Origin of the sequence: Acinetobacter sp. ABJ_C4_1 (assembly GCF_044538495.1) — a bacterium.
Lineage (GTDB): Bacteria > Pseudomonadota > Gammaproteobacteria > Pseudomonadales > Moraxellaceae > Acinetobacter > Acinetobacter nosocomialis_A.
In genome coordinates this window covers 314,974-332,185 of sequence record NZ_JBIUCQ010000002.1, presented here as the reverse complement: position 1 = coordinate 332,185, position 17,212 = coordinate 314,974, and the positions used below count along the sequence as shown (strand labels likewise).

Sequence of the window (17,212 nt, the reverse complement as noted above, 5' to 3'; positions counted from 1 at the left end):
GGTGGAATAGGCGACTTTCGGGTATACATCACATAAAAGCATTTTTACTTAATAAAGTGTTCTTATGAACAGAAAATGACATATGAGGTTTGTCATTAATGAAAATATTAATACTGTGTATTATGAACTTTATAGTCTTTGTGCAATCTGCTTTAGCAGTAGAGTATCGACAAATTGAAAATGCTGCCGATGATCAATTTGAAGTCATTGAAATTTCTAATTTAAATCAACTACGCCTGTTTTTGAAGAATCCACAAAATAATCAATATTATAAAAGCTTTGATAATATTCAGCACCAGCTCAAATCATGTGAACAGCTTACTTTTGCAATGAATGCAGGAATGTTTCATTCTGGCTTTTCTCCGGTAGGGTTGTACATTGAACAAGGGAGCGTTATTCAAGCATTAAATGAAGACAAAGGATGGGGAAACTTTTTTTTGCAGCCTAATGGGGTTTTAGCATGGAATAAAAGACAAGCTGTTATATGGACAACTGAACAATATAAAGCAAAGGCTTTTCAACCCGATTATGCGACACAATCTGGTCCTATGTTAGTAATGAATGGGAAAATAAATCCCTTATTTCTAGCAAATAGCGATTCAAAGAAAATACGTAATGGAGTAGGTATAAAAAATAATAAGCTATATTTTGTGATATCTAAAAATAAAGTGAATTTTTATAATTTCGCTGAATTTTTCCAAAAGAATTTAAAAGTAGAACAAGCTCTTTATCTTGATGGTTCTATCTCTAGTCTCTATTTGCAAAAGAATAGCCGTAATGATAGAAAATTTTATATGGGACCCATTATTGGTTTAGTCAGTCATGCAAATTGTGCAGTCAAATAAAATGCAAAAAAGCCAGTACAGGACTGGCTTTATAATTAATGAATAGATGGTTTTTGAATGAGTTCATTTAACTCTTTTCGGCTATACCCACGGGAAATAAGAACTTTTTTTATTCCCATAATGACATCTTCATCTGTTGCTTGTGCGAGCGCACTTAGAAGTTGTTCATTAGTTTTACATGAGCAGTCATTTTCAACACAAGCAGTTTGATTCTTATGCTCGTTATGCTGTTGATCTGCTAAGAACAGCTTTTGCCAAAAACTCATAGAGCCTTCATATACAACCTAACATAGATCGAAATATAGCCAATTTAAATTAAAATACAAGCCTCTATAAGTGATAAATCCACCAGTTGAACTAGAGAATTTTCGATAGTAATGGTTGAGTTAAACGAAATTATGACGAATAGATGACTTGATATTTTTTTAAAATTTAAATACTTAATTAAAAAATGTTGAAAAATAAGGAGATATTTAATCTCCTTATAAAATAGTGTTACATTGAAAAATTTTGTTTAAATCTTCTCAAGTAATACACCTGACTCAACATGATGCGTATAAGGGAACTGATCGAATAAAGCAAACTTAGTCACTCGATGAGTTTTTGTCAGCGTTTTTAAATTTTCATATAAAGTGTCAGGATTACATGAAATGTAGATGATACGCTCAAAACCTTGTAAAAGTTTTAAAGTTTCATCATCAATTCCTGCACGCGGAGGGTCTACAAATACCGTGTCAAAGTCATAGCTCTGAATATCAATATTTGCTTCTTGCAGACGACGGAACTCACGCTCACCCTGATAGGCTTGAGTAAACTCTTCAGCCGATAGACGTGCAACTTGAATATTATCGATCTGGTTTTGTTCAATATTCCATTGAGCCGCATAAACTGATGATTTAGCAAGTTCGGTAGCAAGTACGCGTTCGAATTTTAGCGATAATGGAAGGGTAAAGTTACCGTTACCACAATAAAGTTCTAGTAAGTGTTTTTTCGAACCCTCAGCTGCATCACATGCCCATTGCAGCATTTTTTTGCAAACTTGAGCATTCGGCTGGGTAAAACTGCTTTCAATTTGTTTGTATTTGAATGTACGGTTTAAAAGTTCAAACTCTTCTACAACAAAGTCATCGCCAATCACAATTTTTTGGCCACGGCTACGGCCCATAATTTTAATATTTAGTTTTTCAGCAAGTGCTTTAGCTGCTTGTTCCCATTCCTGATTAAGTTTACGATGATAAATCAGGGTAACTAGCATTTCTCCACTAAGTGTTGCGAGAAAATCAACTTCAAATAAACGCTGTGAAAGTAAAGGTTCTGCTTTGAGCTCTGCTAAAAGGCGAGGCATTAAATCATTAATGCTTTTGTCTGCAATAGGAAACTCGTCTATGCGAACAACTGTTTTTTGCTTGTCTTCATCGTTACGTTCAAACATGGCATAAAACATATCATTTTCTGTATGCCAGATCCGAAACTCAGCACGCATACGGAAATGTTGTTCAGGTGATTCAAACACTTCTAATGTAGGCGGTGTAAATTCAGAAAATTGAGTAGTAATGCGATCAATTTTAGCTTGAAGTTGTTGACGATAAGAAGAGGTCATAGACAAAGAAAATTTAAACAGAATCAAATAGTGAATGGTACCAAAAAAATCGCGCTTGCAGGAGCCAATTTTAGTCAGATATTCATAAAGAAATAGGGCACTTAAATTAGAGATGATTTAAGACGCGGTTAATAAAATCTGATTTTATTGTTCTATATTGATCATGGTCTAAATGGCTACACTCCAATTTTAATTGATTATATTCTTTCACCAACCTTGGTGAGTCTATAAGCTTATTTCTAAATGTTAAGAAAAATGTGAATACTGAATCAGTTACTACAATTTGAAATGCAACATCATCGTTGTTGAGTGATTGGAGCATGCAAAGCTCATCTGTTCTTAAAGTATTTTGCTTCTCTATAAAATTAAGTGTTTTTAATTGCTCTATTGCAAATTCAAATTGCTCAGGCATAACTTCAATATAAATATCTAGATCACCTTTTGAAATTGCATTCGGTACTGCTGATGAACCAATATGCTCAATTTTGGCAAATGGGAGAAGGGTGGAAATATCCTTTTGATATGAGTTAAAAAGCTGAACACAATTTTTTTGATATTGTTGTGGTTCTAAAAAGATCATTATGAAATTCTCTAATCGATAACATTTATATATTTAAAATAGATTACTCGATTAAAGAAAAAAGCCCAAATACTGAGATTTGGGCTTTTTAGATAAATTTATGTGTTAGTCAGACATAGTCATTAAGCTTGCATTGCCACCAGCAGCAGCTGTATTCACACTAATTGCACGTTCAATCACTAAACGTTCAAGTGGAATCGATTCGTTTGATTCAACATGTGTAATGCCAACAATTGCGCCAGAGCGGCTAGCAATTTCTTGTTGTAATGAAAGAACCTCTTCACGACTACCATGGTGTAAAACAGCATCAAAATTATCTGATGTGATGTTTTTAACTGTAGTAATTGCATCAAGAACATCTTTTGGCAACGTTTGTTTATGTTTTGCCAACAACGGACTATTTGGCATTACCGCAGCTTGGCTACCCACTGCAAAAATTGCGAGCAATTGATGCAATTGATTTTGTTCAGTATCTGCAATTGAAAGCACACGGTGACGCGGCAAAATAATATATTTGTTACTTTCCCCAGTAGGGCCTTGTAACTCATAAAACTTGCCTACACCAAATGGTTCAATATCATGATTTGCTTGTGGTAAATGCTGTTTTGCCCAGTTTTGTAAGCTCTGATAAACCTCTCGGTTAAAGCCTTCATATGCAGTTTGTTCATTTTTCATAGCAAATGGTGTTGCCAATACTTTATTTGAACAATTTTGCATTAAGCGATACATGTAAAGCGGACCACCAGCTTTCGGACCTGTACCCGATAAACCTTCACCACCAAATGGTTGAACACCAACAACAGCACCGACAATATTACGGTTGATATAAAGGTTACCCACTTCAGCATGTTGAATAACGGTTTGGATGGTTTCATCAATACGGGTATGCAGACCCATTGTTAAACCATAACCTTTGGCATTAATACGTGAGATGAGTTGTTCAAGTTCGCCGTATTTATAGGTAATGATGTGTAAAACAGGACCAAAAACTTCGCGTTGTAAGTCATCGAGGTTAGGTAACTCAATTGCTGTTGGTACAACAAAAGTTCCCTTGTTCAATTCATTTTGACTAGTTCCACCAAACATTAATTGATGTACTGGATAGCCCTTAGACTTCATTTTTTGGATATGCTGATCAATTGTCTTTTTTGCTTCTTCATCAATAACAGGACCAATATCCGTTTTTAAAATAGCAGGATTACCTACGATTAACTGCTGCATTGCACCTTTAAGCATTTTAATAACGCTTGCCGCACTATCTTCTTGTACACATAAAATACGTAAAGCAGAGCAGCGTTGACCTGCGCTATCAAATGCAGAACTTACAACATCAAGTACAACTTGTTCAGTTAATGCAGATGAATCCACAATCATTGCATTCTGGCCACCTGTTTCTGCAATGAGAGGAATGGATTGGCCATTAGCAGCCAAACGTTTTGCAACTGTTTTCTGCAAAATCTTTGCAACTTCAGTTGAGCCAGTAAACATGATGCCATCAATGCGTCGATCTTGGCTAAGCTGAGCACCTACTGTTTCACCACGGCCAGGTAATAATTGTACAGCGCCATGTGGAATACCAGCTTCCCATAAAATTTGCACTGCTTGAGCCGCGATTAAAGGTGTTTGTTCGGCAGGTTTTGCAATAACACAGTTACCACTGACTAATGCTGCAGCAATTTGACCAGAGAAAATTGCAAGAGGGAAGTTCCATGGACTAATACAAAGTACAGTACCAAGTGGCTGAATAGTTGTATTTGCAGGAAGATTCTCAACTTGAGTTGCGTAGTAACGTAAGAAATCTACAGCTTCACGAACTTCTGCAATTGCATTGGCATAAGTTTTACCACTTTCACGGCAAAGTAATACCATTAACTCTTGAATACGACTTTCCATAAGGTCAGCTGCACGTTTTAAATATTGTGCGCGTTGATCTTTAGGTGTATTTGCCCATTCAATTTGTATCTGTTCAGCTGCATTCAATGCAATTTCTACATCATTAAGATCAGCTTCTTGTACATACCCAACAATTTCATCATTTTGTGCAGGGTTTGTAATTGCAACAGAATGGCGTTGTTCTGTTGAAGCGTTATTTCCTAGTAATGGATGGCTTTGCCAAACACGATTACGTAGTTGTTGAGCTGTGCTATCTAAAGCTTCAAGCGGAGTGTCGTTTGCTAAGTCATATCCTTTAGAGTTTTTACGGAGTGTGCCGTACATATCTAAAGGAAGAGGAATTGATGGGTGTTTTAAACCAATTGAACCTTCAAGTTTAGCTGCATTGCGTATATCGTAAATTGGAGACTGAATGAGGTCTTCAACTTTAAGTGTTTTATCGGCAATACGGTTAACAAATGAAGTATTTGCACCATTTTCAAGTAAACGACGAACCAGATAAGCTAACAAAGTTTCATGGTTACCAACTGGAGCATAAATACGGCATGGCACACCTAATTTATTTTGCTCGCGTGGACCAACAACTTGTTCATAAAGTGGTTCACCCATACCATGTAAGCATTGGAACTCATATTGACCAGCATAATATTTGCTTGGGTCAGCCAAATGATAAATTGTTGCCAATGTTTGAGCGTTATGAGTCGCAAATTGTGGATAGATATATTCTGGCGCTGCAAGTAATTTTTTAGCACAAGCAATATAAGATAAATCTGTATGTACTTTACGCGTGAAGACAGGGTAGTCATCCATACCTTCGATTTGTGCTTTCTTGATTTCGCTATCCCAATATGCACCTTTTACAAGACGAATCATGAGGCGTTTTTGGCTGCGTTTAGCAAGGTCAATAATATAATCAACTACAAAGAAACAGCGTTTTTGGTAAGCTTGAATAACGAACCCAATACCTTTCCAGTCCGCTAGTTCCGGCTCGAAACAAAGACGTTCGAGTAACTCCAGCGAAATTTCTAAACGCTCTGACTCTTCAGCATCGATATTTAAACCAATATTGTAGTGTTTGGCTAAACGAGCGAGTTCAAATACTTTGCCGTAAAGTTCTTGATGAACACGTTCAATTTGCGCACGTTGATAACGAGGGTGTAAGGCAGAAAGCTTAATTGAAATACCCGGGCCATCATAAACGCCTTTACCATTAGACGCTTTACCAATTGCATGGATAGCTTGCGTATAATCGTTAAAGTAGCGTTCAGCGTCATGGTCAGTTAAAGCTGCTTCACCTAACATGTCATAAGAATAACGAAATCCCTTATCTTCAAGTACTTTCGCATGGTCTACTGCTTCTTCAATGGTTTCCCCAGTTACAAACTGTTCACCCATCATACGCATTGCAACATCAACTGCTTTACGAATAATGCCACGTCCACTACGTGCTAAAAGGCCAGTAAGTACACTTGAAAGACTGGTTTGCTTTGGTGTTTCCATAAGCTTACCAGTTAACATGAGGCCCCATGCTGCAGCATTGACAAACATTAAACTGCTTTGGCCAACGTGTTCTTTCCAGTTACCTTGGTTGATTTTATCTCGAATCAGTAAGTCACGTGTTGCTGTGTCTGGAATACGAAGCAAAGCTTCGGCAAGGCACATTAAAGCCACACCTTCTTGTGAAGACAGAGAGAACTCTTGTAATAACCCTTGAACAATACCTGCTTTCCCAGAAGAGGTCTTACGTTCACGTAAATTATGTGCAAGGTTAAATGCAAGGTCATAAATTTTATGATCTAAATCATCAGATACCGCAGCAGCTTGTAATAACTCTTCTACAGCTTCAGGTTCGGCACGTCGCCAAGCTGTATTAATGCGCTGTTCAAACTCACTTTTATCGTTGAATTCGGTGATATAGCCTTGGTGAGATTTATCCATTTGATGAAAAGTATCCATTGTGTTCATATCTATTTCCGACAACCAACTCTCATAAACTCATCTTGAGTAGAGAGGTTTAGATAATTTATGATTACAGAAGAAACACCGAATAACTCACTATATTTAGCCTATTTTTTAGAGGAAAATTCAGATGAATGGCCCATTATTAAGCCTTGATCGCACTGATTTAAAAATTTTGGATATTCTTCAAACAGATGGGCGAATTTCTAATAGCAAATTGGCCGAAATGGTAAATTTATCTCCAACCGCTGTTATGGCTCGAGTGCAGAAGCTAACAAAAGATGAATTTATCTTGGGCTATGAAGCAAAATTGAATCCAATCAAACTGAATGCAAATTTTTTAGTGTTTGTAGAGGTCTTGCTTGATAAAACAACGCCTAACGTTTTAGACGAGTTTATTGATGCAGTTGTGCATTATCCAGAAATCGTTGAATGCCATATGGTCAGTGGAGGATTTGATTTTTTAATTAAATTACGAAGTGGCAGTATGGAGGAGTTTAGACGTATTGCTGGGCAGGTACTATGGCAATTACCTGGTGTGAAAGAAACCCGTAGCTACCCTGTGATGCAAGTTGTAAAAGATACTTCAAAAATTAAAATCAAAACGAAAAATAAATAAAAAGGGGCCGAAGCCCCTTTTTATTTTATTCATTTTTATACACTTTCTTTGTAGAGTTTGTCGCCTTGTTCAAAACGATCAGTCACATCAGAGTTTGGCGCTTTTGAAATTAAGCTCACTACAATGATGCTGATAAACGCACAGATAAAGCCAGGAATAATCTCGTAAACCCCAGTGCCTGCGAAAAGATTTTTCCAACCAATCACAACAACAGCACCTACGATCATGCCCGCTAAAGCACCTTCTAAAGTCATACGTTTCCAGAACAATGACAAGATGATGAGTGGACCAAATGCAGCTCCAAAGCCAGCCCATGCGTAAGCAACAAGACCAAGAACTTTACTGTCAGGATTACCTGCAAGCACAATTGCAAGAACTGCAATTGCAAGAACCATGATACGGCCAACCCATACAAGTTCTTTTTGAGATGCGTTTTTACGGATGAAACCTTTGTATAAATCTTCAGTTAGTGCACTTGAACATACTAAAAGCTGACAGCTTAATGTACTCATAACAGCAGCCAAGATAGCAGCTAGAATGATACCCACAAGCCATGGATTGAATAAAATTTTAGTCAATTCCATAAATACAGTTTCAGGGTTCTTACTTACAACTGTTGCAAGTTCAGGGTGTTGCTGGAAGTAAGCAATACCAAAGAAACCAGCACCGACTGCACCAACTAAACATAAAATCATCCAAGTCATACCAATACGGCGAGCAGCAGGAATTGATTTTACAGAGTCAGCAGCCATGAAACGTACAAGGATGTGCGGTTGGCCAAAATAGCCTAAACCCCAAGCCATTGAAGATAAAACGGCTACCACACTTAAATCTGAAACGATGTTAAATGCATGTGGACGAGCAGTTTCAATAAGCGTTACAAACTGAGTTGTGTCGCCAATTGCAAGGTAAGTTACGATTGGGGTGAGTAAAAGGGCAAAAATCATTAAGCCAGCTTGGAAAGTATCAGTCCAGCTAATTGCCAAGAATCCACCAATACAAACATAACTGATTGTTGCAATAGCACTTAACCAGATTGCGGTGGTATATGACATACCGAATAAATTTTCAAATAAACGAGCGCCAGCTACCATACCTGAGGCACAGTAAATTGCGAAGAAAACCAAGATAATAACGGCAGAGAAAATACGAAGAATCTTTTTCTGGTCATCAAATCGACTTGTAAAATAGTCGGGCAGAGTGAGTGCATTATTTTGGATTTCAGTATGAACGCGTAATCGACCAGCAACCAGTAACCAGTTAAGCCAAGCACCGATAATTAGACCAATTGCAATCCACGCTTCAGATAAACCAGAAAGATAAATCGCTCCTGGTAGGCCCATGAGTAACCAACCACTCATGTCTGATGCGCCTGCGGATAATGCAGTAACGAAACTGCCTAAACTACGACCACCAAGAATATAATCAGAGAAGTCGCTTGTAGCACGGTAGGCGAATAAGCCAATAAGTACCATTGCTACGATGTACACCATAAACATGATGAGGGTGGGATCAAAATAACTCATAATGGATGTGTGTCCTTATATCCATAATCCGTGATTGTAACCTAATCCAGGTCGCTGTTTTCTTGTACGGCATTTCAAGAGGTTGAGATTCAACCACAAAAGAAATTTTTTGCTCTGTTATCTTTGTGATGTATTTTGTGTATTTTTATGTAAAACAATGTAATTGTAGTTACATTTTAAATTAAATTTATTTTAATCAATGATTTATATGAGTTAAATAATTCATTTTTTCTTTAGAAAATTATAAAAATAGTAAATTTGGAAAATAGATCAGCATGTTTGGTTACAAAATTAGCAATGACAATATATGTCTCAAGAAAAAATTTGATATGAGTTGAGTGTTTTCACATCAATTTCATGTGAAAAGACAACTTTAGAGATGAAATCTGCGATAAAAATGAAAGAAATATTAGCTGGTCAACTGATGAAATAGCTCTTTCATACCTTCTGTGGCTGTCATATTTAATAGTTTATATTGAGATGGAACACGAAAATGATCTGCTTGGGGATCTATATAGTAGGCTTCAGTGTAATTTGGAATTTCATGAACTAAAGCAGCAACAGGATAAACACTTAAGGTTGAACCAATAACAATGAAAATATCGGCTTCCTGTACGTGCTTTATGGCTTCTTCAAATGCGGGAACTGCTTCACCAAACCAAACTACATGAGGACGAAGTGGATAGCCATTGGGGCAAAAGTCATGTTCTAAGTCTAACTTCCAACCATTAATTTCATAAAATTCAGTTGTATATTGTGCATCTGGTCCCGAGCTTTTTGCTAGTCGAATATTGCCATGTAGATGCAAGACATTGCGGTTACCAGCGCGCTCATGTAAATCATCAATATTTTGCGTAATAACCTGTACATCGAAATGATCTTGTAGTTTGGCAATGTACTGATGAGCTTCATTTGGCTGAGCTTCTAAAATATTTTTACGGCGTTCGTTATAAAACCGTTGGACTAAGGCAGGGTCTTTGTTCCAAGCTTCTGGAGTTGCAACTTGTTGTATATCATAATTTTCCCATAGGCCATTACTGTCACGAAAAGTACTAATTCCACTTTCTGCACTCATGCCTGCACCAGAAAATACAACAAGTCTTGTCATGTCAGTGATCCTATTCATCTGGTTTTTATAGCTGATTTATACATATATAAAAAAACCAGTTTAAAAGTAAACTGGTTTTTATCAAATACTGAAAGCGATGCTATCTTTTATAAGCCTGCTTCATATTCTGCATTTGTTAAAAGTTTTTCAACATCTGCCATGTTGTCTGGCTTGATTTTATAAATCCAGCCTTTCCCGTATGGATCTTCATTTACAAAATCTGGATCATCTTCAAGGTCTGTATTTACTTCCACTACAGTACCAGAAACAGGAGCGTGGATATCAGAAGCAGTCTTAACTGATTCAACTACTCCAGCTTGTTCCCCAGCTGTTACTTTGCTGCCAACTTCAGGAGTCTCAACATAGACCAAGTCTCCAAGTTCATCTTGTGCATGGTCGGTAATTCCTGTAATAACAAGATCACCTTCAATTTTTACCCACTCATGTGTACGTGCATACTTCAATTCTGAAGGGTGGTTCATGACAACTCCTTAAGCTTGTGTCCAATATCTTAATAACATTATAAATAGGGGTCTTTGCGCCAGTTACTCGGACTACGGCCACTCCAGCGTTTGAATGCACGGCTGAAATTTGCGACATCGGAGTAACCAAGTTCATCTGCAATTTGTTCAAGGCTATAATCTGTCCGTGAAAGTAGTGACGTCGCATGACGATATCGGACTTCATCTACTAATGTTGAAAATGAAGTCCCTTCAGCTGCCAACTGTCGTTTTAAAGTACGATCTGACATATGTAGGTATTCTGCTACATTTTCTATGCTTAAGTAATGTTGTTCAGAATTACTTAAAATATCACGTACGCGCATTGCCAAACGGCGGCGTTCGCCCAAAGCAGATAGTTCAGCTTCACATTGGTTAATGGCAATTTGACTGGCGATTGGGTCTGAATTAATTAATTTAAGACCTAAATATTTTTTATCAAAACTGGAAATTAAATGAGGTTGATTAAAGCGAATAGTACTGCTGAGTTTGTTCTTATATTTATCAAAACCTGCTGGTTCTGGAAAATCTAGGTCGACATCGCCTGCTAAATCTTCGATACCTGTCATTGCTTTTGCCATTGTCATGATGCCAATGGTTAAGCCTAAAACAATTTCGGTACGAAGTGGTTCTAACTCAATATCACACTGTAATTGTAATGTGGCTTTGGGTCCGAATGTAGAAAAATAAAGTTGTAAAAAGGGTAAGCGTAACTGGATAAAACGAGCAGCAAGAGCAATTGCTTCGGTAATATCTTTTGCTGTCATTATCGCGTAGCCAATAAACCCATGAATTGAAATACGCATTTGAGTGCCAATATGGAAACCCAATGTACTTTCACCAGTGAGATTTAAGGCATGTTTAACTAGCTCATTTGCTACAGGTGTTGAAATACGATATTCAGGATCGGCTAATTGCTCACTCGTAAGATGAAAAGGGGCAAATAATGTTTCATCGTTGTATCCCCAACGTGAAACAACATCTAATAGCAATAAGCCATAGACTCCTGGAATACCTTGATCTTGACGAGCTGAGGTAATTTTCATATGCGTTCCGTTGCTCTCATCAATTTTCTACGTGCATTTCTTACACATCTTGTCATGAAATATAATTTGAGTTTATAAAAACTGTTAGACAATCATATCAACGATTCGTTAAACATTCTTTTTAAAGACAACGATTTTTGTCGTTGAAATAAGTAAAACATCCCCATGCTGATTTAAGGCTTGCGTAACGTAACTTACAATACCACGATCCAATTTTGTTTTGGATGGTGTAATCGCGGAAATTTCAGCTTCAACATGAATGCGGTCACCTGGGCGGGTTGGGCGAGGCCAACGTAGACTAGACTCCGAACCCACTAGTCCACCATGAATTGGCATACATTCAGTCCATAAGCGCATCGTAATTGCAGAGGTGTGCCACCCACTGGCAGCAATACCTTTAAAAATGGGATCTTCTTTGGCTAGCTCTTCATCTGTATGGAAAGGCTGAGGGTCATAGTGGCTTGCAAATTGTTTGATTTCATCTAGTGTAATTTCATATTCACGACTGATAAAACGATCACCAATTTTTAAATCTTCTAAATAAAGCATTAATCTTGACCCTGTACTGCTTTTTGCTCAATAAGAAAACCGCCAGTTTGACGTTTCCATAATTGTGCATATATACCATTTTTAGCAATTAATTCTTCATGAGTACCTTGCTCTGCAATTTTACCTTCATCAAGAACAATTAAACGGTCCATTTGAGCAATGGTAGACAAACGGTGAGCAATTGCAATAACTGTTTTATCTACCATCAGGTCATTTAAACTAGACTGAATAGCTGCTTCAACTTCTGAGTCTAATGCACTTGTTGCTTCATCTAATATTAAAATTGGTGCATCTTTTAAGAAAACACGCGCAATAGCGATACGTTGTCTTTGACCACCTGACAGTTTGACACCACGTTCACCCACTTGTGCTTCATAACCTGAACGTCCTTTTAAGTCGACAAGTTGAGGAATAAATTCAGCTGCTTTTGCCTTATGCACGGCACTTTGCATATCTTGATCAGTTGCATCTGGACGGCCATATTTAATATTTTCGGCAACTGAACGATGTAGTAGAGAAGTATCTTGAGTAACTAAAGCAATATTTGCTCTCAAACTATCTTGTGTAACATCTTCAATGTTTTGCCCATCAATTAAAATTGCACCTTCTTTAAGATGGTAAAAGTGTAAAAGTAATTGAATGAGGGTAGATTTTCCTGCACCTGAACGGCCAACGATACCAATCTTTTCACCCGCTTTAATGTGTAGGTTAAAGTGATCAATAACATTTTTATTGTTATAGGCAAAGGTAACATCTTTAAATACGATTTCACCTTGCTTTACTGTAAGTGGTTTTGCATCTGGTTTATCTTGAATATTAATTTTCTTACCAAGAGTTTGCATACCATCTTGAATGGTCCCAACATTCTCAAATAAAGCTGACATATGCCACATCATAAACTCAGCCATGCTATTCAGTTTTAAAATCATGGCGGTAGTCGCCGCAATTACACCTAATGCTGCTAAGCCTTGTGTCCATAGCCAGACTGCAGTACCAATTACACCTACAAATAAAACAGCAGAGAGTAAATTAATGCTGACTTCAAAAAGAGTACCTAAACGCATTTGCGCATAGACTGTTGACATAAACTCTTTCATTGATGCTTTTGCATACTGGCTTTCACGACCAGCATGTGCAAATAATTTAACTGTTTGAATATTTGTATAAGCATCAGTTACACGACCAGTCATCACGGCACGAGCGTCAGCTTGTTGCTGTGAAACTTTGCTTAAACGTGGAATAAAGAACCAGGCACTTAATAAAAATAGTCCTAACCAAACCATAAGGGGAATAAGTAAAGTGGGTGAAATCGCACCCAAAACAATACTAACGGTAATAAAGTAAATGCTGACGTAAGCCAACATATCACCCAAAATTATCCAAAACTCGCGTATAGCTAATGCTGTTTGCATGACCTTTGCTGAAAGGCGTCCCGCAAAATCATTATGGAAAAAGTCTAGGCTTTGCTTTAATAAAAGGTTGTGGAAGCGCCAGCGTAAGCGCATTGGGAAAGTACTATATAAAATTTGGTGTTTTATAACAGATTGAATATTAACAAATAAAATATTGGCGAATAAAACACTAATTAAAATAAGGATATTTGACGCATGCTGGCTTAAAAAACTTTCAGGCTGGCTATTACTAAGCCAATCTACTAATTGTCCAATTTTTGAAAAAAGTAAGGCTTCAAAGCTAGCCGCACCAGCTGTACAAATAATCAGTAATAATAAGTATGGGCGTACACCCTCAGTAGCTTGCCAAACAAATGGGAAAAAGCGAGTTGGTAAGGGCTCATCCAGACCTTTGGTTGGATAAGGATTTACAAGTTTTTCAAACCACTTCAGCATGAATGACTACCTTTATACATCAGCTACTTTATTAAAATTTCGCAATTTAATTTGCAATAAAGTCAGTTAGATCAAACTCGATAAAGATGTTGATCTGTTGGGTGTGTGGATACACGTCAAAGTCTATGTTGTATATCTTTGGCTAAAACTGACATGATTTAGACAAGACATAAATTTGGAATCGGGAAAAGCCTAAAAGGCATGGTAAAGACAAAAAATGTTTCATTCATTATATCGATAATAATAGATGAAGTGGTGAATGAATTTGGCCAGAATGTAATTTTTATAAGATTTTTTAATAAATGATAAAATATTGATATTTACTCTATGCAGCATGAGCCTTTATCTCAATATTGATAAAGGCTCTCATAATAATTACCACATTAAGTCATCTGGAATCACATATGCTGCATATGGATCTTCTTCATCGGTAGTTTGTTCATTTTTCTCTGCATTATTAATTAAAATAAAGCCTTGCATTTTTTGATCAATTTTTTCAGCCAAAGCCTTTGGAAGATATGCGTATTGATCTTGATCTTTAGCAATGACTAAACTACCTGTTACAAGTGCGTTGTAGACTTGCTGAGATAGGTATACCTTTTTAATTTTATTTTCATCAATAAATTGATATGCCACATCTCCAGCAAAATCTGCAATTTTATGTTGCTTAATCATTTGAATGATTGAAGCCTTTAATGCTTTTTCTTCAAGTTGCTGCTGCTTTTCTAGATTCAAAGCTTGGTCTTTTGCTTGCTTCTCTTTTTGAGCTTTTTCAATATTTGCTTTGATTTCTGCTTCATTACTTTGACCAGTACGCTGTTCATGCTGAGCTTGCTTGGTGAGTTTTTTTGCTTTTTTATTGTCAACTAAACCGGCTTTGAGTAACTGAGCTTGTAAGGCATTTTTAACCATGACTTAATCCGAATCTGAAGAGGAGGAACTATGAAAATAAACAGCCCAATACGAAATACTGAGAGTTAAGCTTAAAATTGCTGGAAGCAAAAATGATTGCAATTTTAAGTAGGGGTGAACTGAAGCAGCAATTATACCACCAATAAGAAAACCTGAAAAAATAAGTAGATGTAAAATAATACGACGGTTTTCTACTTTTAAACCCCTTGCCATATAACCAAGCGCAAGACCAAGGTCTGTTAAGACACCCGATAAATGAGTGGTTCTGATAATGGTTCCTTTATAATGGCTCACCATCGCATTTTGTAACCCCATAGCGACGCAGGCCCATAATAATCCATATTTGGGAAAATAAGGCAGTAATAACCAGCAAAGAAAAATAAAGAGGGCAACTAGGCTTAAAGGAAGGCCATATCGACGGCCTAATTTAAAATGGCTGTTACCTAAAATAAAGCCACTATAAAATGATCCACATACATAACACAGTATAACAAGTACTAAATATATGATGTGTTTAAATTGCCAGTTTACCAAACTCATCGCTAGCATGCTGACATTACCTGTCATATGCGAAACTGACTGATGTAAAAGGGTGATTAGCCCTAATACATTAATCATTCCGGCATTTATAGCCAGTAAAAAGGCACCAACTTGGAACCAGTTTGGTAAACGTTGAAATGGCATGTTCTCTAAGAGTTTTGTTTTGAGCGAATATCAACTGCGGCTGTAAATAAAACATCAGTAGATGAGTTAAGAGCCGTTTCCGTTGAATCTTGTAATACACTAATAATCATACCAACTGCAACAACTTGCATCGCAATTTCTGATGAAATACCAAATAAACTACAAGCGACAGGAATTAAAAGTAATGAACCGCCAGCAACTCCCGATGCTCCACATGCTGAAACTGTAGCGACTACTGATAAAATAATCATAGTTGCTAAATCAACATGAATTCCTAAAGTGTGTACAGTTGCCAAAGTAAGCACAGTAATTGTAACTGCTGCACCTGCCATATTAATCGTTGCGCCTAAAGGAATAGACACACTTGCAGTAGATGGATTAACACCTAAGCGTTCAGCTAAATCAAGGTTAACGGGAATATTAGCTGCCGAACTACGAGTAAAGAATGCTGTAATACCACTTTCTTTTAGGCATTTTAAAACGAGTGGGTATGGGTTACCACGAATTGTTAAACCCACTAGAATTGGGTTAATCACTAGGGCAACAAAGAACATTGTACCTAGTAGTACAGCTAATAATTGTATATAGCTTTCAAGTGTCGCGAGACCTGCGCTAGCAAATGTCACTGCAACCAAACCAAAAATACCCACCGGAGCAAATGCAATCACTTTATGAATAATCGCGCTCACCGCATGTGAAACATCATGCATAACCTGTTTAGTGGTATCAGAACTGTGACGCATTGCTAAACCGAGACCAATCGCCCATGCAAGAATACCAATAAAGTTTGCTTCGCTAATCGCTTGTACTGGATTGGCAATAAAGCTTAAAAGCAAATTTTTTAATATATCAGCGAGACTACCTGGTGCTTGTAAGTTGTTATGAGAAACAGTGTTGAGATATAACGTGCTTGGAAAAGATAAGCTCGCTACCACAGCTGTAAAAGCCGCCAATAGCATACCTACAACATATAACAACAAGACTGGGCGAAGATTTGCATTATGACCCATCTGGAAATTAGCAATTGAAGAAAGAACCAGTACAAAAACTAAAATAGGAGCAACCGATTTCAATGCTTTAATGAACAGTTCACCAAACAAGCTTAGGTAGGGCGTAACGTTTGGAAATAAGAGTGCAACGCCTATCCCTAAAATAATGGCAATAATAATTTTGGTGACTAAGCTTAATCGAGAAAAGAATTCAAGCATATAAAGGCCTTATTAACCTATTCGTGGCTAAAGGTTGAACAAGCGGAGTATTTTATACTTAAGTGATGTGAATCTTAAGCTTTTTTATACCAACTAATCAGTTTTATAAAAAATGGTAATATTAAGTATTTGTTTTTAAAATAGTAAAATAGGAATATCAAAGTAATTAAAATGATGTTTTGTCTATATTACAGACAATAATGGAAATAAATAGACTTAATTATTGAGGTTTAAGTCGAGTTAAGGGAGATATAAAAAGAAATAGGGAGATTATTTTTGTTTTCAATAGATTTGAATGCTAGAAAAACTACGCGAATTTTCAGTCCTCTTTGCTTG

The 17,212-nt window shown here is 36.9% G+C and carries 15 protein-coding genes; 2 read left to right on the top strand and 13 right to left on the bottom strand.

Annotated elements, in window-relative coordinates; all coding sequences use genetic code 11:
- Window positions 1-98 precede the first annotated feature (98 nt).
- Window positions 99-845, top strand: a complete 747-nt coding sequence (locus ACIF8R_RS04490) for a phosphodiester glycosidase family protein (RefSeq protein ID WP_396479321.1) — start codon at window positions 99-101, stop codon at window positions 843-845.
- 35 nt (window positions 846-880) lie between these two features.
- Here the strand turns inward: ACIF8R_RS04490 and ACIF8R_RS04485 are convergent, their stop codons facing one another.
- From ACIF8R_RS04485 to putA, 4 genes are all read right to left on the bottom strand, one after another.
- Window positions 881-1,111, bottom strand: a complete 231-nt coding sequence (locus tag ACIF8R_RS04485; RefSeq protein WP_002050077.1) for a hypothetical protein — start codon at window positions 1,109-1,111, stop codon at window positions 881-883.
- Window positions 1,112-1,359: 248 nt separating this feature from the next.
- Entirely contained in the window at window positions 1,360-2,445 is a 1,086-nt protein-coding gene (trmA, locus tag ACIF8R_RS04480) for a tRNA (uridine(54)-C5)-methyltransferase TrmA (RefSeq protein WP_396479319.1), read from the bottom strand.
- A gap of 106 nt (window positions 2,446-2,551) precedes the next feature.
- A complete protein-coding gene (locus tag ACIF8R_RS04475) occupies window positions 2,552-3,025 on the bottom strand; it encodes a GrpB family protein (RefSeq protein ID WP_396479317.1) in 474 nt (157 codons plus the stop codon).
- Window positions 3,026-3,130: 105 nt separating this feature from the next.
- Window positions 3,131-6,883, bottom strand: coding sequence for a trifunctional transcriptional regulator/proline dehydrogenase/L-glutamate gamma-semialdehyde dehydrogenase (gene putA / locus ACIF8R_RS04470; RefSeq protein ID WP_396479315.1), 3,753 nt, complete (start codon window positions 6,881-6,883; stop codon window positions 3,131-3,133).
- A gap of 124 nt (window positions 6,884-7,007) precedes the next feature.
- On the opposite strand from putA, the gene ACIF8R_RS04465 reads away from it, so the two are divergent.
- Window positions 7,008-7,496 (top strand): Lrp/AsnC ligand binding domain-containing protein, encoded by a 489-nt coding sequence (locus tag ACIF8R_RS04465; RefSeq protein WP_019458967.1) that lies wholly within the window; start codon window positions 7,008-7,010, stop codon window positions 7,494-7,496.
- Between the two features lie 35 nt (window positions 7,497-7,531).
- On the opposite strand, the gene putP is transcribed toward ACIF8R_RS04465, so the two are convergent.
- The 9 genes from putP to sstT form a co-directional block, all read right to left on the bottom strand.
- Window positions 7,532-9,022, bottom strand: a complete 1,491-nt coding sequence (gene putP / locus ACIF8R_RS04460) for a sodium/proline symporter PutP (protein WP_134261611.1) — start codon at window positions 9,020-9,022, stop codon at window positions 7,532-7,534.
- Between the two features lie 409 nt (window positions 9,023-9,431).
- Window positions 9,432-10,139 (bottom strand): SIR2 family NAD-dependent protein deacylase, encoded by a 708-nt coding sequence (locus ACIF8R_RS04455; protein ID WP_396479523.1) that lies wholly within the window; start codon window positions 10,137-10,139, stop codon window positions 9,432-9,434.
- A 98-nt stretch (window positions 10,140-10,237) separates the two neighbouring features.
- The gene (gene gcvH / locus ACIF8R_RS04450) at window positions 10,238-10,612 is read right to left on the bottom strand and encodes a glycine cleavage system protein GcvH (RefSeq protein WP_077164031.1); all 375 of its coding nucleotides are present in this window, start codon (window positions 10,610-10,612) and stop codon (window positions 10,238-10,240) included.
- 38 nt (window positions 10,613-10,650) lie between these two features.
- Window positions 10,651-11,676, bottom strand: a complete 1,026-nt coding sequence (locus ACIF8R_RS04445) for an AraC family transcriptional regulator (protein ID WP_263613570.1) — start codon at window positions 11,674-11,676, stop codon at window positions 10,651-10,653.
- A gap of 108 nt (window positions 11,677-11,784) precedes the next feature.
- Window positions 11,785-12,225, bottom strand: coding sequence for a MaoC family dehydratase (locus tag ACIF8R_RS04440; protein ID WP_000966086.1), 441 nt, complete (start codon window positions 12,223-12,225; stop codon window positions 11,785-11,787).
- Entirely contained in the window at window positions 12,225-14,072 is a 1,848-nt protein-coding gene (locus ACIF8R_RS04435; protein ID WP_396479312.1) for an ABC transporter ATP-binding protein, read from the bottom strand. The genes ACIF8R_RS04440 and ACIF8R_RS04435 overlap by 1 nt, the downstream gene beginning before the upstream one ends.
- A 375-nt stretch (window positions 14,073-14,447) precedes the next feature.
- Entirely contained in the window at window positions 14,448-14,984 is a 537-nt protein-coding gene (locus tag ACIF8R_RS04430; RefSeq protein WP_263613572.1) for a DUF2058 domain-containing protein, read from the bottom strand.
- 3 nt (window positions 14,985-14,987) lie between these two features.
- Entirely contained in the window at window positions 14,988-15,668 is a 681-nt protein-coding gene (locus ACIF8R_RS04425) for a YoaK family protein (RefSeq protein WP_396479310.1), read from the bottom strand.
- A gap of 5 nt (window positions 15,669-15,673) precedes the next feature.
- Window positions 15,674-16,876: a serine/threonine transporter SstT gene (gene sstT / locus ACIF8R_RS04420; protein ID WP_396479308.1), complete on the bottom strand. Its 1,203-nt coding sequence runs from the start codon at window positions 16,874-16,876 to the stop codon at window positions 15,674-15,676.
- Between the last annotated feature and the right edge of the window lie 336 nt (window positions 16,877-17,212).